The 18516-nt window shown below is 54.3% G+C and carries 15 protein-coding genes and 1 pseudogene; 8 read left to right on the forward strand and 8 right to left on the reverse strand.

Going from position 1 to position 18516, the window contains the following annotated elements:
• The 4 genes and pseudogenes from NG42_RS23680 to NG42_RS19420 all read left to right on the forward strand — a co-directional run.
• Positions 1-1536: pseudogene (locus NG42_RS23680) on the forward strand (transporter substrate-binding domain-containing protein); the annotation flags it as partial.
• Between the two features lie 10 nt (positions 1537-1546).
• Complete coding sequence (locus tag NG42_RS19410; protein WP_052902302.1) at positions 1547-2065, forward strand: GNAT family N-acetyltransferase; 519 nt, start codon at positions 1547-1549, stop codon at positions 2063-2065.
• Between the two features lie 10 nt (positions 2066-2075).
• Positions 2076-3008 carry an amino acid ABC transporter permease gene (locus NG42_RS19415; protein ID WP_052902304.1) on the forward strand — a complete coding sequence of 311 codons (933 nt, stop codon included), beginning with the start codon at positions 2076-2078 and terminating at the stop codon, positions 3006-3008.
• Positions 2992-3786 (forward strand): amino acid ABC transporter ATP-binding protein, encoded by a 795-nt coding sequence (locus NG42_RS19420; protein WP_052902306.1) that lies wholly within the window; start codon positions 2992-2994, stop codon positions 3784-3786. Before NG42_RS19415 ends, NG42_RS19420 begins: the two co-directional genes overlap by 17 nt.
• 35 nt (positions 3787-3821) lie before the next feature.
• Here the strand turns inward: NG42_RS19420 and NG42_RS19425 are convergent, their stop codons facing one another.
• Positions 3822-4331, reverse strand: coding sequence for a phenolic acid decarboxylase (locus tag NG42_RS19425; RefSeq protein WP_162231041.1), 510 nt, complete (start codon positions 4329-4331; stop codon positions 3822-3824).
• A 100-nt stretch (positions 4332-4431) separates the two neighbouring features.
• On the opposite strand from NG42_RS19425, the gene NG42_RS19430 reads away from it, so the two are divergent.
• Complete coding sequence (locus tag NG42_RS19430; RefSeq protein WP_052902329.1) at positions 4432-5310, forward strand: LysR family transcriptional regulator; 879 nt, start codon at positions 4432-4434, stop codon at positions 5308-5310.
• Positions 5311-5488: 178 nt separating this feature from the next.
• Here the strand turns inward: NG42_RS19430 and NG42_RS19435 are convergent, their stop codons facing one another.
• The 3 genes from NG42_RS19435 to apbE all read right to left on the reverse strand — a co-directional run bounded on the left by NG42_RS19435 (position 5489) and on the right by apbE (position 8956).
• Positions 5489-7141, reverse strand: coding sequence for a multidrug ABC transporter permease/ATP-binding protein (locus NG42_RS19435; protein WP_052902309.1), 1653 nt, complete (start codon positions 7139-7141; stop codon positions 5489-5491).
• A gap of 120 nt (positions 7142-7261) precedes the next feature.
• Positions 7262-7903, reverse strand: coding sequence for a DNA oxidative demethylase AlkB (gene alkB / locus NG42_RS19440; RefSeq protein ID WP_052902311.1), 642 nt, complete (start codon positions 7901-7903; stop codon positions 7262-7264).
• A 21-nt stretch (positions 7904-7924) separates the two neighbouring features.
• A complete protein-coding gene (gene apbE, locus NG42_RS19445; RefSeq protein WP_052902313.1) occupies positions 7925-8956 on the reverse strand; it encodes an FAD:protein FMN transferase ApbE in 1032 nt (343 codons plus the stop codon).
• 486 nt (positions 8957-9442) lie between these two features.
• Between apbE and NG42_RS19450 the strand changes: the two genes are divergently transcribed.
• The 3 genes from NG42_RS19450 to NG42_RS19460 are packed head-to-tail and all read left to right on the forward strand — an operon-like array spanning position 9443 to position 12023.
• Entirely contained in the window at positions 9443-10462 is a 1020-nt protein-coding gene (locus NG42_RS19450) for an ABC transporter substrate-binding protein (RefSeq protein WP_052902315.1), read from the forward strand.
• An 11-nt stretch (positions 10463-10473) separates the two neighbouring features.
• The gene (locus tag NG42_RS19455) at positions 10474-11238 is read left to right on the forward strand and encodes an ABC transporter permease (RefSeq protein WP_052902317.1); all 765 of its coding nucleotides are present in this window, start codon (positions 10474-10476) and stop codon (positions 11236-11238) included.
• Positions 11235-12023: an ABC transporter ATP-binding protein gene (locus tag NG42_RS19460; RefSeq protein WP_052902319.1), complete on the forward strand. Its 789-nt coding sequence runs from the start codon at positions 11235-11237 to the stop codon at positions 12021-12023. The genes NG42_RS19455 and NG42_RS19460 overlap by 4 nt, the downstream gene beginning before the upstream one ends.
• 82 nt (positions 12024-12105) lie before the next feature.
• Here NG42_RS19460 and ompC read toward each other — a convergent pair whose 3' ends face one another.
• The 4 genes from ompC to NG42_RS19480 form a co-directional block, all read right to left on the reverse strand.
• Entirely contained in the window at positions 12106-13212 is a 1107-nt protein-coding gene (gene ompC, locus NG42_RS19465) for a porin OmpC (RefSeq protein ID WP_052902321.1), read from the reverse strand.
• A 598-nt stretch (positions 13213-13810) separates the two neighbouring features.
• Positions 13811-14980, reverse strand: coding sequence for a beta-barrel domain-containing protein (locus NG42_RS19470; RefSeq protein ID WP_052902323.1), 1170 nt, complete (start codon positions 14978-14980; stop codon positions 13811-13813).
• Positions 14977-17127 (reverse strand): type I secretion system permease/ATPase, encoded by a 2151-nt coding sequence (locus tag NG42_RS19475; RefSeq protein ID WP_052902325.1) that lies wholly within the window; start codon positions 17125-17127, stop codon positions 14977-14979. The genes NG42_RS19470 and NG42_RS19475 overlap by 4 nt, the downstream gene beginning before the upstream one ends.
• Positions 17128-17163: 36 nt before the next feature.
• On the reverse strand, positions 17164-18516 hold the full coding sequence (locus tag NG42_RS19480) for a TolC family outer membrane protein (RefSeq protein WP_052902331.1): 1353 nt from the start codon (positions 18514-18516) through the stop codon (positions 17164-17166).

Genomic DNA, 18516 nt, shown 5'->3' on the forward strand with positions numbered 1-18516 from the left:
TTTTATCAGGACGTTAAGCATCAGTTACTGGCCAACGGACGTCGGCCGGAAGATCTGCATATTTTCCAGGGCGTCAGCGTGATTGTCGGTGACGATGCTGAGGATGTCGAACAGCAGTATCAGACCACCGCCGCGCTGGTGTCGATTGAAGATGCGCTCAACTACCTTGGTCGCTTCTTTGAACATCATGATTTCAGCCAGTATCCGCTGGATGCGCCTTTCCCGGAGCTGGGTCAGCTTGGCCAGAACAGTTTCCGCAGCACCACCGATGAGATCAAACGTAAAGCGCGCGAGCATAACCACAGCCTGCGCCAGGCCGCGCTGGAAGCCGCCACTCCGCGCCCGCTGTTTCACGGCACGCCGGAACAGGTCGCCGATGGTCTGCAACACTGGTTTGAAATCGGCGCGGCCGACGGTTTTATTATCAACGGCGGCACCCCGGACACCTTCCCACGCTTTGTCGATCGCGTCGTGCCAATTTTGCAGGCCCGCGGCCTGTCCCGCAGTGAATATCCCGGCACCACCCTGCGCGCAAGCCTTGGTTTAGCCACACCAGACAATCAATTTTCTGCAAAATAAGAGTGTGAAATGATGAAAACCAAAAAACTATTCGCCGTCGCGCTGCTGTCCACACTGATGTTCAGCGGGCTGGCCAGAGCAGAAGAAGTGACGCTGAACGGTCAGGGCGTCAGCGTGGAAGCCAACCAGCAACCGGTTCATGCAGCGAAAAATGCCGCCGCTATCGCACAAATTCCTGCCGGACATCATTTTGCCGTGCCGGGAAAATTCACCGTGGCGGTTGCGGCGCTGAACTCACCGCCGCTGACATTATTTGCCGACGACAATAAAACGCTGCTGGGGAGTGAAGCCGATATTGCCCGCCTGGTGGCGGACAGCCTTGGACTGGAACTGAATGTGGTGCCGACCTCCTGGGAAGACTGGCCACTGGGCGTGGCATCCGGCAAATATGACGCCGCTATCAGCAACGTAACCGTCACCAAAGAGCGGAAAGAGAAGTTTGATTTCGCCACCTACCGGAAAGATTCGCTCGGTTTTTACGTCAAATCCACCAGCAAAATCGCCGCCATTGAGAAAGCTGAAGATATTGCCGGCCTGCGGATTATCGTCGGTTCCGGAACCAATCAGGAAGCCATCTTACTCGCCTGGGATAAGGAAAATCAGGCTAAAGGCCTTAAGCCTTTTATCCCGGTTTACAGCAAAGATGATGCCGCGCAAACGCTGGCGTTACAGTCCGGGCGCGCTGACGCTTACTTTGGCCCGAACGTCATTGGCGCATGGAAAGCGGCGCTGACCGGCAAAACCAAACGGGTTGGCACCGTTGATGGTGGCTGGCCGAAAGCGGCGCATATCGCGGTCACCCTGAAGAAAGGCAATGGCCTGGTCGAGCCGGTTAACACCGCGCTGAACGGCGTGATTAAAGGCGGCGAATACGACAAAGTGCTTAACCGCTGGGGTGAAGGCATTGAACGCATCGAACAGTCCGAAATCAACCCGCCAGGTCTCGGCGACGACTAAGGGGCAAAGGATGAGTCAGACACAATTTCGCGAAGTCTCGCCGGAAGCGCCGGAACTGCAACCGATTATTACCGGGCTGTTTGCTGAATATCAGGCGCGGTATGGCGACTATTTTGCCAGTAAAAACGAACTCGAGGTGGAACTTACCGAATGGTATCTGCCGCCGCAGGGATTATTTATCGTGCTGGAACGTGACGGTGAGATTATCGCAATGGGCGCTTACAAACCGCTCGACGCGCAAACTGCCGAGCTGAAACGCATCTGGACGCGCAGCGATCTGCGCCGCCAGGGGCTGGCGCTGGTGATTTTGCAGGAGCTGGAACGCCGCGCACATCTCGCCGGATATCAGCAGGTATTTCTGACCACCGGCTTTCGTCAGCCCGAAGCGGTGCGACTGTATCTGGCACACGGTTATCAGCCGCAGTTTGATATCAACCGCGATCCGGAAAGCTACAGCCTGCCGCCACACGATGGCCGCCTGCGCTTTACCAAACCGTTAACCGTTGCGGCAACCGCCCAGGCCAGTTAAGGAGCCGCTGATGAAACCGACATCGACAGTAACATTGCGCGTGGTGCCCGCGCGCTACCCGCTACGCCAGCTCGGTGCGCTGGTCGCGCTGTTTATTCTGGCGGCAGTGATTCAGTCCGTTGCCTTTAATCCTCGCTGGGAATGGGCGGTCTTCGCCCGCTGGTTCTTTGATCCGGTGATTCTGCAAGGACTGGCGCAGACGCTACTGTTAACGCTGCTCGGCACCCTGTTCAGCATCGCGCTGGGCGCGTTGCTGGCGCTGGCGCGTCTGTCTCCCTCGTGGCTGCTTTCCGGCCTTGCCTGGAGTTATATCTGGCTGTTCCGCTCGTTGCCGCTGATTGTGGTGCTGATTATTCTGTATAACTTCTCCTATCTGTACGACACGCTGTCGCTGGGTATTCCGTTTACCCCGCTGGTGTTTGCCAGTTACCCGACCATTGATGTGCTGGGGCAATTTGCCACCGCAGTGATTGGCCTGACGCTGGTGCAGGCAGCCTATACCGCCGAAATTATTCGCGGCGGCATTCTCGGTGTTGATGAGGGGCAGTTTGAAGCGGCGATGGCGCTGGGTTTACCGGCCCGCCGCCGCACCCTGCGTATTATCCTGCCGCAGGCACTGCGGGCGATTATTCCCACCGGCTTTAACGAAGTGATCAGCCTGGCGAAAGGCACCGCCATGGTTTACGTGCTGGCGATGCCGGAACTGTTCTACACCATTCAGATGATTTACAACCGCACCCAGCAGGTCATTCCGCTGCTGATGGTCGGCGCGGTGTGGTATCTGCTGGTCACCACCGTGCTGTCAGTGATCCAACACTATGTCGAACGCTGGCTGGCACGTAGCGCCACCCGCGAACATCGTCCGGGATTATGGCGCCAGCTGCGCCAGCGTCTGCAACGTCAACCGGTTACCCAGGGAGTCAGCCATGTCAGAGGCTATTGATTACTCAAACAATCCGTTACGCGGTCAGGTGAGCATCACCCAGGTGAGCAAAAGTTTTGGCAAGCACAAAGCGCTGGATGATGTGTCACTGGAGCTGGAACCCGGCTCGGTGACGGTGATCCTCGGGCCGTCCGGTTCCGGTAAATCGACGTTGTTGCGTACCATAAATCACCTTGAACGCGTCGATGAAGGCTTTATCCAGATCGACGGTGATTACATCGGCTATCAGCGTAAAGGCGATCGTTTATATGAACTGAAAGAAAAAGCCATTCTGCGTCAGCGCACCGAAGTCGGCTATGTGTTCCAGAACTTCAACCTGTTCCCGCATATGACCGTGCTGGAGAATATTATTGAAGCGCCGATTGTGCATAAAAAGCAGACCCGTGCGCAGGCGATTGAACGGGCTTATCAGTTGCTGGATACCGTTGGCCTGCGCGAAAAAGCACACGCCTGGCCGCGCCATCTCTCCGGTGGTCAGCAGCAGCGTATTGCTATCGCCCGGGCCTTAGCACTGAATCCGCGCGTGATGTTATTTGATGAGCCAACTTCTGCCCTCGATCCTGAACTGGTCGGGGAAGTGCTGGATGTGATTAAAAAGCTGGCGCGATCCGGCACCACCATGGTGGTAGTGACCCACGAAATTGGCTTTGCCCGTGAGGTGGCAGACCGGGTGGTATTTATGGTCGATGGCAAAGTGGTGGAGCAAGGGCGGGCGCAGCAGGTGTTAAACCAGCCGCAACACCCGCGTACCCGCCGTTTTCTGGCGCGGGTTTTATAGCTACAGGGGCGGCTGTTCGCCGCCCGTCTTCTTAATTACCGCAGGTTCGCTGGAAAATCAGCCGGCAACTCGCTGGCTGCACAATCAATTACCGATTCATTATTCTCACCACAATCACGCACAAACGTAATCGTGGCGAACTCATCGATCACTTCAGTCGGATAAGTCGGGCCAGCGTCACGATAGCTCTCCATCTGCGCAAGATGCTCATTCTGGAAACAGACGGTTTTTTCCGGATTATTCATCACCCAACGAGGGAAAAAGATCGTGCCATGGAACACGTTATCAGCAAGGTTAACGATCAGGCTGACATCAGTACCGGTCGGCTCAGTCCATGATATTTTATATACCTCGCTGGCAACCCGCACAATGTAGGCTTTCTGATCTTTCACCCAACGATTACCCACCAGACCGCTATGAATACGGTAGTCCAGCGTACTGGCATTTTTGACATAAATCTCATAATTCCAGCCGTTATCATAGGTATACACCAGATGTTTACCCACAAAACCACTCAGATCATGTTTATCAAACTGGCTCATAATTTTTCCTCCTCTGTTTCGTTGAGAACACTTTATCGCTTTATTAATTCGATGAATAACGCTAATTTTACGGGTAATTCATCTAAAAATTCGATTAATCATGTTGCATAAAACAACTCTTGAGCAGTGGTCACTGCTACAAAGCCTGGTCGATTTTGGCAGTTTTGCGCTGGCGGCCAGGGCGATGAATCGCAGTCAGTCGTCGGTGAGTTACAATATTTCGCTATTACAGGAACGGCTGGGAGTGGCGTTATTGCAGCCTGAAGGCCGACGCGCGGTGCTGACGCCAGCAGGCGAACTGCTGCTGGCGCAGGTGCGTCCGTTACTGCGCGATTTTCAGCAGATTGAGCAGCGGGCTGCTGCACTGAAGCGTGGACAGCGTGCACGGATCGACCTGGTGGTCGACAGTATTTATCCGCGCGCGCGGCTGTTTGAGATTCTGCGCCAGTTCCAGCAACGGCACCCACTGACGCAGGTTCATCTTACCGAAGTATTAAACAGCGAAAGCCCGGCGAAGCTGGCGCAGCGCCCGGCCGATTTGCTGGTACTGACCCGCAATCATCAGGAGCAGGATCCCGGTCAGTGGCTGATGAATGTGGATTTTGTCGCGGTGGCACATCCGCAGCATCCGTTACATAGCCTGCCCGTCCCACTGACCAGCGCCCAGCTTAATCACTATCCGCTGATTAAAATCACTGACCAGCTACAGCAGGATCAACAACAACCGGCTGCTCTGGCGGAAAGCTGGACTTTTACCACGATTGAGGCGGCGATTGAGGCGGTGGCGCATCAGGTGGGTTACGGCTGGCTGCCGGCAGAGCGTATCGCACCCTTACTCGATCACAACGAATTGAAAGTGCTGCCGTTAAAACATGGCGTCAGGCGTACAACGGCGTTGCATCTGATTCTTCGACAGCAGAATCTGGCGCTGGATCCTGAGATTGCGACCCTGACAGAGTTGTTTACTCAGCCTGGCGGATAAGCAATAAAAAAACCGGTTTATCAAGGCGATAAACCGGCATTAACCATTTGGCAAGACGACAGAAAGGTCCAGGAAAGACGTCAGGCGGTGCAGCCTGGGTCTGTAGATACCTTATCGCACCGCTATCGACCTGACTAACAACAATAAATGCGCAAGTTATGCATGATTGTCATAGCCATCAATGGGCAGTATCGGTGCGCTTCACCGCATCCAGCGTCGCCTGCTCACGCTCGGTGCCGGTCAGCTCACTGAGTTGACCTTCGCGCATTTCCAGTAGACGATCAGCATGGATAAAGTAGTGATCGTCATGACTGATAGCGAACACCGTTTTGCCCATGCCCTGCAACCACGGCAGCAGCTCGCGATAGAAAATACGGCGGAAATGTGGGTCCTGGTCAGCAGCCCACTCATCCAGTAGCAGGATGTCGCGCTGCTCGGCGGTGGCCAGCAACAGCGCCAGACGCTTACTCTGCCCTTTCGATAATTGCAGATTCAGTACCTTATTGCCTTCCAGCTTCAGCTTATCCTGCATTTTCAGGCGCTCAAGCCACTGCTGCACCAGAGCAGGATCGGCGGCTTCACCTTCGCGACCAATCAGGCGGTCAAACAGGTGGACGTCAGTAAATACCGCGGAGAACAGTTTGCGGTACTCGTCCAGACGCGCCAGCCCAATCTCTTCACCATCCAGCAAGATCGAACCGGATACCGGCTGATACAGACCGGTCAGCAGCATCGCCAGCGTCGATTTCCCGCTGCCGTTACCGCCAATCAGAAACACCAGCTCGCCGCGTTTCAGTGTCATATTAATCGGCCCGACGGCGAAGCCCGCGTCACCGTAATGGAACACCACATCACGCAATTCAAGGGTCTGCCAGTTCTTTGACGGCGGCAGCGCGCTAAACTCTTCACGATAATCGGTCAGCTTAAAGGCACGCAGTTTATTGAACGCCACCTGGGCACTGAGCAGGGTTGGCAAAGCACCCACTGCCTGCAACAACGGCGTGCGCAAAAACAGCAACGTCAGTGAATAGGTGGCCGCGACGCCAGTGTCAGCCCAGCCGAGACTGTTGGCCATGAAAAAAGCCAGTCCAATCGCGCCGAGCATCATAATGTTCGACCAGTTGACCGCACTGAGGTGGAAAGTATCGGCGCGCACAATATGATGGCGATAGCTTTTGGCGTCTTCCTGATACACCGTTTCATAGATCTGACGCGCACGATCGCGGTTCAGTGCCAGTTCTTTGCGCCCGTCAATCACCGTCTGATAATCTTTATACAGGCGATCTTCGGTTTCACGCAGTGTCGCCAGATGACGATAAACGCGCGAGACCAGCAGCCAGCCGCCGATAATGGTAATCGTCACCCAGACCGCAGTGATAATCATCATTTTTGGTGAAAGCCATGCCAGATACGCCGCACAACCGATGGTGAGGATAATCCCCTGAATCAATTCCGGCAGGCGCACAAAAGCCAGCGTGATATTGCGCACGTCGCTGGTCAGGCCAGCCAGCAGTTGAGCATTACCAATCTGCTCGATGCGTTCAACGCGGGTATCAAGAATACGTTTGATAAATTCGCCGCGCAGGCGATAGATAAAATGGTGCCCTAACTGGGTCAGCGCCAGCTGCGCGCCGAGCGTTACCGCCATCAGCAACAGCAGCAAACCCAAAAACTTCGGCAATACCAGCAATGACGAGTTGATGCTGACGATCAGCTCGCGGTTAATAAAGGCAATCAGCCCGATCCCCAGCACCGCGCTGAGCAGACTCAGCACCATCACCATAATAAATGGCCAGCGGTACTGTTTATAAACGACGTGCAGCAACTCCATAACAACTTCCTGGTTAAAAAAAAGCTGCCTGCAGTTTAATGAGAAGCTAATCGATAGCAATAATAATTCTCATTCTGACAGCGTTTTTCATCCGGCAGAATGAGAGATTTTGGCGAAGCGTTACAGCGCCCGCCGGAAGGTGATGTTATAGCGATAAGGTCCGGCCAGCGGATGAATGCCAGGCTTCAATGGCATAATGCCATGAAAACGTAAACGTGACGGGCCGCCCCACACCACCACGTCGCCATGCTCCAGCAGCACGCGCTGGGTTGCGTCCGCGCGGTCAAAACCGCCAAACTGGAAAACTGCCGGTAAACCCAGCGAAACGGAGACGATCGGCTGACGCAGATCCTTCTCATCCTTATCCTGATGTAAGGTCAGTTTGGCTCCCGGCTCATAGCGATTGATCAGGCAGGCATCGGGATTAAAACCGGCAAATCCCGCCTGCGCCGCTGCCGATGTCGCCAGCGCGCGAAAACTGTCCGGCATCGGCGGCCATTGGTGGCCGGTGGCAGTATCGTGTTCACTGTACTGATAGCCGCGCGAGTCCGTGGACCAGCCGAGATCGCCGCAGTTCGTCATAGCCACCGACATGCGATGGCCGCCAGGCGTGATGCGATGATGAAAAGGATTTTGCGCCGCAATGGCGAATACTGACTTCAGCAGCGCTTCTCCCTCATCACGCACCAGACGACGCAAAATCACCGCCCCCTCGGCCAGCGGCTCCGCCCACGGCGCTTCATCACTGAACAGATCCAGCATCTTTTCCTCCCGGCGAATAAGTTAGGGCTTCTGCAAAAAGGCTTTAAATTGCGGCGACATCCAGGTACTGAATCCGTCGTCCTGCTTCGTGATCAGATACACCGCCATTTTTTCCTCCAGGGCCAGCTGTTGCGCTTTTTCGCTGCCCAGCACCATCAGCCCGGTATCCCAGCCATCTGCTTCCAGCGCGGTAGTAGCGATAACCGTCGCCGATACCAGTTTATGCTCAATCGGTCGCCCGGTCATCGGATCGATAACATGGGAAATACGCTTGCCATCCAGCTCATAGTAGTTGCGATAACTGCCGGACGTGCTGATGCCGTGACCTTGCAGATCGACAATCGCCTCAACCGCATTCTCTTTATCCGTTGGTTTCTGGATCGCCACGCGCCATGGCTTATCTTCTGCATTGCGGCCACGTGTCAGAACCGCACCGCCCACCGATACCAGATAGTTGTTAATCCCCTCTTTCTCCATCAGACGTGCCAGATGGTCGGTAGCAAAGCCCTCGCCCACCGTGGAGAGATCAACATACAGCGCTGGCAGATCTTTTTGCAGCCACTGCCCTTCTCCGCTCTGAATAACTTTCAGATGCTGCAAACCGGTCAGCGCCCGGGCGGCATCGATCTGCGCCTGATTTGGGGTGTTAACCGGCTGTTTATCCGGGCCAAAGCCCCATAAATTCACCAACGGCCCGACGGTAATATCCATCGCCCCGTCCGTTTTTTTACCAATACGCAGCGCCAGCGTAATGATATCCGCCATATTTTCGCTGACCGGCTGCGGCTGCTGGCTGCGGGACTGGTTAAAACCGGATAGCACGGAATCTTTTTTCCACGTCGACAGTTCATGATCGTCAGCATCCAGCTGCTGTTGGATGGCCTGCTGTAGCGCATCTTTACGCGTACTGTCCACTCCCGCCAGGCTGACACGCCAGTAAGTGCCCATGGTTTTGCCTTCCAGCACCATCGATGATGCCGCCGGTTGTCGATCGCAACCTGAAACAGTTAAAGATAGTGATAAAGACATCACGGGCAACATAAACCACTTCATGCGTTTTCCTTGTTTATTTCACTTTGTTAGCATTGATTAACATAGTTAAAGTTTTTGTAAAGCGCCGGGATTCTCATTGACCCGGCTATCTTGTCTCACCAAAATGCTGCTACTGAGACACAAATCTCAGAGATGTAATATTGAGCATTGCAGCTATAAAGGAGACCCTTATGCAAAATATCGTGCTCCTCGTGATTCTCGCCGGACTGGTGGTTTACTCCGGTTATAAATATCATAAAGAGACTCGCGCTAAAGCGCTTACCCGCCAACGCCCCCGATAATACGCTTACCGGCCCCAGCTCTGGGGCCTTTTAGCTGGCCTCAGCACCATATCTGACCACGCTGCACCAAATAGATGCCGCTAATCTTACCTTACTGCCATCAATCCCGGATAAACCAAGGCCTGTAAACCTGGCACAACTCCTGCTTAGTGTTCTTTATCTTGTATACAAGTGCGCACACAACCTTAAGCATCTGGAGCTGGCTATGAGCGAAAATAAAAAAGCAGGAAATATCAACCAACAGCGTCGCCGTCTGATGAAATATTCTGCCCTCACACTGGGTGGTCTGGCGCTGGAAGGCATGCTGGGGAATCAGCTGGCATGGGCGGCCGAGGAAGAGATTCGCATTGGCTACTGGCCGATCGTCGGCGGCTTACCGCTGTATGTTGGCCTGGAGCAAGGGCTGTTTAAGCAGGCCGGACTCAATGTTAAAGCGGTAAAATTCGCCAGCCCCCAGCAGATCGTTGAAGCGATGATCACCGGGCGTATTCATGGCTGTGCCAACGGTACGGCAACCGGTGCGCTGGGTCTGGGTGAAATCACCAGCCCGAATCTGTTCAAAATTATCTGCTCCAATCCGTCGAATCAGACCATGGTACTTGATGAGTTTCTGGTTCCCGTCAACAGCACGGTAAAAACCATCGGCGAGCTGAAAGGTAAGAGAATTGCCTGTGGCCCCGGCATTCAGAATGTCACCATGGCCAAAATTATTCTGGAGAAAAACGGCTTCACACAACCGAAGGTGATTGAGTTACCGGCTGGCCAGCATGCCCCCGCGCTGGCCGCCGGACAAATCGATGGCGTCTATACGCTGGAGCCGACCGGCACCGTGGCGCGGATGAAAGGACTGGGGCGAGTGCTGGAAACCGGCGTGATCTCAAAGTATGTGCTCGGCGACGCCAGCGCACCATGGTTTGGTGGCGCGGCCGCCCTCACCACCCGCTTTATCAGCAGTGACAGCGATCAGGCCAAACGCTTTATCGCCGCTTATGGCAAAGCGGCGCAGTTTATCCAGCAGAACCCGGATGCCGCACGCGAAAACGTAGCGGGTTATACCAGTATCGAACCCGCGTTAGCAAAAGAGGTGCCGTTACCCGGTTTTGTGATGTACGACCAGCTAACCGGTGAAAACCTGCAATGGTTCCAGAAATTTTACGACGTGTTTACTGAACGCAACATATTCCGCCAGCCGGTGGACGTGGCGAAACTCATCTGGCAGGCCTGATCGGAGGTTGTATGACATCAAACTGGAAACGTCGTCTGTTGCCGTTTATCGGCCCGATTCTGCTGTACCTTTTCTGGCAAACCGCCGTCAGTGCCAAATGGCTGAACCCGGTATTATTGCCGTCGCCGGGCGAAACCCTGGCATATCTGTTCTCGATGCTCGGCGATGCCAGCATGATGCAGGATATCGGTGCAACGCTGTATCGCACGCTGATGTCCTTCGCCTTCGCTGCGGTAATCGGGGTGCCACTGGGCATCATTTTAGGCAGCAGCGAAAAGGTCTATCGCAGCGTTGAGTTCCTGATCGACTTCTTTCGTTCGACGCCCTCTTCGGCACTGATTCCGCTGTTTCTGCTGATTTTCGGCATCACCGATGCCAATAAAATTGCTATCGCGGCTTTTGCTGCGGTGCTGGTGATTATGTTTAACAGCGCATACGGCGTAATGAATGCCAAAAAGACCCGCCTGATGGCGGCACAGGTGATGGGCATTTCCCGCTGGCATATTTTCAAAGACATTATGCTGATGGAGAGTCTGGCGCAAACCTTTGTTGGCCTGCGCACCGGGGTATCAATGGCGCTGGTGATCGTGATTGTCGCCGAGATGTTTATCGGCTCGGAAACCGGGCTGGGTCACCGCATTATCGACGCGCAACAGGTGTTTAATATTAAAGATATGTACGCCTCGATTCTGATTACCGGCGCCTTCGGCTATCTGCTTAATCTGGCTTTTTTACTGATTGAGAAAAGCTTCGTTCACTGGAGTGGCAAAGCATGACAACACCCGCAATTCACTACCCTGCGCCTGATACCCACGTCACCATCCGTGGTCTGTATAAGTCTTTTGCCGGTCAGCCGCTGTATCAGGACCTTAATCTCGACCTGCCGAAAGGCAAAATCGTGTCAATTTTTGGCCCAAACGGCTGCGGCAAGTCGACGTTAATGAATATGGTTGCCGGATTAATTCCAGTCGATAAAGGCCAGGTGCTGTTTGACGGCAAAACGCTGGCTGAAACCACCATTGGCTATGTTTTTCAGAACTACCGCGATGCGTTGTTTCCGTGGATGAACGCATGGAAAAACATTGCTTACCCGTTGATCCGCCGTGGTATGGCGAAAGCCGACGTCACTGCGCGGGTGGAAGAGCTCGCGAGGATGTTTGATATTCGCTTTGATTTACAACGTTATCCGTACGAATTGTCAGGCGGCCAGCAACAAACGGTGTGCATTATGCGCGCACTGGCACCCAAGCCGGAAGTGATGTTCCTCGATGAACCGTTTTCGGCACTCGATTTTGAGATGACGCTGTTTATCCGTGACAAACTGCAGGAGGTGCAACAGGCCACCGGCGTCACCATGCTGATTGTTTCGCATGACCTGGAAGATGCGGTGTTTCTGGCTGACGAGATCTTGCTGTTGACCCGCCGTCCCACCAGCGTGGCGGAAATCGTGCCCTTTAATCTGCCGCGTCCACGCGGTGCTGAAGCGATGAGCGATCCGGAGTTTATACGGGTTAAAGCGCATACGCTGGCGGTGTTTAAACGGGAGATGGCAGCAGGTTGAGTCGTGAGAGAATCAGGAAGTCATACGGCAGGAAGAATCAGCATTAAACGGGAGCGCAGCCAGGCTGCGCTCCGGCTGCAACTTAGAACTGGTAAACCAGACCCAGTGCAACGATATCATCTGTGTTGATACCGGCATCACGGGTAAACTGGTTTTCATCCATCAGGTTGATCTGGTAATCAACATAGGTGGACATGTTCTTGTTGAAGTAGTAGGTCGCGCCTACATCGATGTATTTTTTCAGGTTCTGTTTACCACGACCTTCAATCTGGGTACCGCGAGAAGTCACGTAAGCCAGGGAAGGACGCAGACCGAAGTCAAACTGGTACTGAGCAACCAGCTCCCAGTTTTCAGCTTTGTCAGCATAACCGTAAGCGGTTGAATCCGTGCTGCCGAAACGGGTGGCGTTATAAGACTTGGTGAACATTGCCGCCAGGTAGATATCGTTCTGATCATATTTCAGACCACCGGTGTAAGCGGTTGCTTTATCGCCGTTACCCAGTACGCCCGCTGCGTTCTGATCGTTAGTACGGTCAGAAGAGAACATTGACGCACCGAAAGCCAGACCGGTGTCAGCCAGATCATACGTGGTCGCCAGACCCCAGCCATCGCCATTCTGACCCAGCACATCACGGCCATTAGGTGATTCACTGCCGTTGCCATTTTTGCCCTGGTACTGAACCGCGAAGTTCCAGCCATCGACCAGACCAAAGAAGTTGTTGTTACGGTAGGTCGCCATGCCGTTACCGCGCTGGAACATAAAGTTGTCGGCACCGTAGCTGTCGCCACCAAACTCTGGCAGTACGTCGGTCCAGGCGGCGATATCGTATGCCACACCGTAGTTACGACCGTAGTCGAATGAACCGGCATCGCCGAATTTCAGACCAGCAAAACCAACACGCGTATAGCTGTTCGCGGTGCCTTCAGATTCTGCGCTGTTCAGTGCCGCCTGATATTCCCACTGGCCGTACCCGGTCAGTTGGTCAGAAACCTGAGTTTCGCCTTTAAAACCAAAGCGAACATAGGACTGGTCGCCGTCGCTGCCATTGTCATCGGAGAAATAATGTAAGCCGTCGACTTTACCGAACAGATCTAATTTGTTGCCGTCTTTGTTGTAGATCTCTGCTGCGCCAGCTGAACCAGCAATCAGCATCGCCGGGACCATCAGGGAAAGAACGCGAAGTTTCATTTTTTTATTACCCTCTAATTGTGTCTCTTATTTGCCACTGCGTGCTGAATGTCTGAAAATTCAGCCGAGAAGCCATTGTCAATTTGAGGGCAGTAATAATCTATCAAGAAAATGCTACTAATTTTCCGAAAGTGTTTCAAAGTACAAATAACATATTACAAAATGTTATTTAAGCGGAACTTTTATACAGCACGTATAGCTTAAAAATATCGCACTTATCGTCAAAAAATCAATCAACGCTTACTATTCATACACTTACATAAGATTACATTTTTGAGCACTGAATGATAAAACCTTTTAACCATCAGGTTATAGAATAGATCCCGCTATCATCATTTTATTTCATTATTACCTTCATTCACCCCGAATGAGATGTTTTACCCTTATTTTCCCGCCGGGCAATTTGTCCGGCATTTTTTTGCCTGTTTTCCAGTCAGAATCATCCCACTCAAACTGATTATCACCCTGAAATTGAGTCGCTCCAGCAACGCCTCTATTAATTTCATTTCGCACGATATGTTAAAAAATACCCCTCTGTAACTGCCGGATAATTACTTCCCGGAAATAACCTTCGTTAACTCTTATGTGGTAGTAATAGCTACCTTTCGCGTAATGATTCTTTCACTTTATTCAGCGGTTTTATCAGATAATCCATCACCGATTTCTGACCGGTTTTAATATCCACACTGGCCACCATACCCGGCACAATGGGAAATTTCCGACCGTCACGGTTGGTTAATTCGGCTTTCTGCGTGCGGACATAAACGCGATAATAATACTGGTCGCGCTTAACTTCATCCTGCAAGGTATCCGGTGAAACCGTTTCGACTTCTCCCGGCAAATCGCCATAAATCGAGGAGTCATAGGCGGTGATTTTCACCGTTGCCGGTAAGCCCGGACGGATATAAGCAATATCACGCGGATTAATACGCGTTTCGATTAACAGCTGATCTCCCAGCGGAACAATCTCCATCAGCTTATCGCCCGGCTGTAATACGCCACCGACGGTGGTCACCTGAATATCTTTAACAATGCCACGCACCGGCGAATAAAGCGTGGCATGGTTAAGTTGATCCTGTTTACCGGTCAGCACCTGTAACTGCGCATCAAGGTCAGCATTGTTTTTCACCTGCTCTTCACGCGCACGCACCGCATATTGATTAGTCGCCTCATCAATTTTCCCGCGCAGATCGCTGACCTGACGTTGCAGACGAATCACTTCCACCTTGCCCGCAGCACCTCGGGCAACCAGCGGTTGGGTCATCCGCAGCTCGTCCTGCACCAGCTTCATCGATTGCTGCAGGTTGCTGACGCTTTCCGTCAGATTACGCCGACGCGACTGATACAGTTGGGTCTCACGTGCCACCAGCTCAGGCTCTTTTAGCGTTTCAGCACTGAAATGCAGCGGCGCTCCTGTCAGTTCGGCACGCAGGCGTTCAGCCGAGGCGCGTAAGGTACGCACCTTTGACTGCGCCTCACCAAGGTTGGACTGAAAGCGGGTCGGATCGAGCCGCGCCAGAATTTCGCCCTTCTTGACGATATCCCCCTCATACACATTCAGCTGATCGACTATCCCGCCGTCCAGCGTTTCAATCACCTGCGCGTGAGTGTAGGGCGTCACTTTACCGGTTCCCACCGTGACTTCATCAAGATTGGCAAAATAGGCCCAAATAAAGAACAGCAGTAGTGCAGCCGTGCAGACCCAGATAATTGCCGAGGTGCGTTCTTCTTTGCGCTGTAAATCACGATCGATCAGCAGCAGGCTCATGCGGCATCTCCCGATTGATTGGCGGGCGTTACGCCAGGGTTGACGGCGCGCAGAATGTCGTCACGCGTCCCATCGGCAATAATCCGCCCGTTATCCATCACCACAATACGATCAACCAGTTTCAACAGCGCCGGGCGGTGCGTCACCAATACCAGCGTGCGTCCGGAAAGCCAGCTTTGCATCTGACGCAGCACATGCTCTTCCAGTTGCTCATCCATTGAGGCGGTTGGCTCATCCATCAGTACCACCTGCGGCTGGCGCAGAATCATCCGGCTGAGCAGCACCATTTGCCGCTGGCCGCCGGACAGACCGCGCCCGCCTTCATTAATAATACGATCGAGACTCGCCGCATCCTGCTGCACCAGGCTGATCGCACCACTGACGCGCAGCGCCTGCAACATCTCCTGCTCGCTGGCGTGGGGATTTCCCAGCATCAGGTTCTGCCGCAAAGTGCCGAAAAACAGCCGCGAATCCTGCGACAGCCAGCCCAGCTGGCGGCGTAAGTCGACCGGATCGATACGGCGGATATCCACGCCGTCCACCACCACTTTGCCCTGCGTCGCGGTTGCCTGACCGGCCAGCAGCCTCAGCAGCGTCGATTTTCCCGCACCAACCTTACCCAGAATCGCAATGCGCTCGCCGGGTTTGATTTGCAACCTCGCCACGTTAAGCACATTTTTCACGTTCTCTTCGTCGTAAGTATATTGTACGTTGCGTAAATCATAGTGGCCGGTCAGGGTCGGACAGTGCGCCACATCATCCTCCTCCGGCTGATCGAGCGGCCGTTTCAGCAGCTCATCCAGCCCACTCATCGCGCTTTTAGCATGCTGCCAGCGCGAAAACACCATGGTGAGCTGCATCAGCGGCGCAATGGTGCGTGACGAAAGCAGACTACTGGCGACCAGCGTACCGGTAGTAATAGCGCCACTCAGTACCAGATAGGTGCCGAATACCAACATCCCGGCATATGTCAGCTGCTGCACCGTCGAAGCCCAGCCGGTCAGCCGTGCGCCCCACAAGCGCTGCTTCATGCCCACAGCGGCGCTCACTTCATGGGTTTGTTCCCACTGACGCTGAAAATAAGGCTCGGCCTGCAACGCTTTGATATCCTCAATGCCTTCAATAGTTTCCACCAGCACCGCATTGCGCAGCGCCCCTTCACGCATCCCCTCTTTTGCCAGCTTCGCCATCGGTATCTGTAATAACAAACCCGGTATCACGATCAGCGGAATGGCCAGGAGCGGAATGATGACCAGCGGCCCGCCGATAAATCCCATAATAAACAGAAACAGGATCACAAACGGCATATCAGCCGCCGCGCCGATAGTGGTGGAGGTCAGCAGTTCGCGTACCTGATCGATCTCCCGCAGCTGCGAGATAAAAGAGCCAGTTGATTTTGGCCGCGCCTCATTGCGAATATTCATCGCACGAGCAAACAGCATCGATGACACTTTTAAATCGATGCGTTTACCCATCACATCAGACACCTGGGTACGCATCAGGCGGATCATATATTCAATGCCGGCCGCGATCAGTACGCCGACAAACAGCACCCAGAGCGTTGGTTCAGACTGCGCCGGGATCACCCGGTCGTAGATCTGCATTGAAAACAGGATACCGGCCAGCGCCAGCACGTTGCCAACCACCGAAGCCAGTGAAATCTCCATAATGCGGCGTCCCATGCCACGAAAATTTTGCCAGAACCAGTGCTTTTTAAACGGTTGCACAAATTCGTCGATGCGGGCATCACGACCCCGTGCTGCAACACCGATTACCGCCACTTGCGGCTGGCTTTGCGCCAGCAACAGCGCCAGTTCGGTTTCGCGCACCACATCTCCTCCGTCGCTGATCCAGTAGCGCGCATGACCTTCGCCATCGATCGATTCCACCACCGCGACGCTGCCGTTTTCCAGTATCAGCACCACCGGCGTGATCTCCTGACGCCAGCGCAGGTCAGCGCGGGGGATCAGGGTGAGATGCAAGCCCAGCAGCCCGGCCAGCCGCTCCAGCTGCTGAGCGGTGCTGAGATGCTCGAACCAGCGCATCTGCTGGCGTAGATTTTGTCCTTCCGCCGGTTTTCCGAACCGCGCCGCCACGCGTAGCATCGCGTCAATCCAGTTTTCCGTCGTTGGCGTTTGTGTCGTCATCTTTACGGCCTTTTTTCGGGGTTCGCAGGTGAACGCTTACAGTGAAGGCAAGGTTTGTCCGCTGTTGGCTTCGCGGTCGATACCCATGATGTCGAGCAGATTATCGACCGCCGAGGCATAGCGCACCGTGGCATCCCAGCCGTCATACAGCGCCACGGTGCGCATGCTGTCGGCCTGGAAAACATCCTGTTCAACGCTGAGCAGATCGTTCAGGCTGCGTTTATTCAGTTTGTATTCATCGGCATAGACCGACCGGGTGTGGTCAGCGCTGGCCAGCTGATCTTCTCCCGCCTGCTGACGCTGCTGCGCGCCAATCATGTCGGCGTAAGCGGCAGACGCGCGTTGATTGATATCCAGTTTTGACTGCTGAATGTCCGCCAGCGCCGCTTCACGCTCGCCTTCTGCCGAGCGGGTTCTGGCATTGACCAGCCCGCCCTGATACAGCGGCGCCTGAACACGCAGTTGCAGCTGATCGTCCCAGTAAGCGCGGTTGTCGTTTTCATAGCGGGTACGGCCCGCCTCGACTTTGAGGGTCGGCCAGTGATTGGATTGCGCCTGACGCACGCGTTCGCGCGCGGCCTCTTGTTTGGCCTGCGCACTACGTACCGCGGCGCTTTTTTCGTAGGCGATTTTGTTTAGCGTCACCTGCTGTTGCAGCAGGCTTTGCGGCAGTTCCGGCAAGTTATCCGACACCACTCCGGTCAGCACCGTCAGCTGTGCCTGAGCAGAACGCTGCTGGGCGCGATACTGCTCCAGCGTGGCGCGCATTCCGGCAAGTCGGGTCTGCGCCTGTAACACATCAGACTGGGAACTTAATCCGGCATCAGCACGCATCTTAGCCATCTCCCGGACATGCTCCAGCGAGTCGATATTGGCCCGCGCCGCCAGAGTTAATGCCTGATAGCGCTTCACTTCCAGATAGGCCCGCAAGGTGTCCTGCGCCACGCGGGTCATGGTGTCGTACAGGCTGTAGCGATAAGCATCGGACAGCGCATGTTGCTCGTCGATGGCACCGCCGGTGCGCCCGAAGTCATATAACAACTGGCTAAGGGTTAGCCCGCCGGAAGCATTGTTATTGCTGCTGCCATCCGTATCAGTCTGACCGGAACGGCCGCCGCTGGCCTGCAATGATATCTGCGGATACCAGGCACTTTTCGCCGCGTCCAGTTCCGCTTCACCAACATGAATTTGCGCCGCAGCTTCGGCTATTTTGGGATTGCGGGCAAACGCGCGCAAAATCGCCTCGCGCAGGGTCAGCGTGGCGATCTGCTCTTCGCTGGGCGCAGCACGCCAGTTAAATTCCGCCCTGGCTTCTTCCGCCGCCTGGGCTGGATAACCAGCGACGCTGCAATACGCGCCCAGGCACCATGTCACTAACACTCTCTTCAT

Origin of the sequence: Winslowiella iniecta (assembly GCF_001267535.1) — a bacterium.
In the GTDB taxonomy this organism is placed as follows: domain Bacteria; phylum Pseudomonadota; class Gammaproteobacteria; order Enterobacterales; family Enterobacteriaceae; genus Erwinia; species Erwinia iniecta.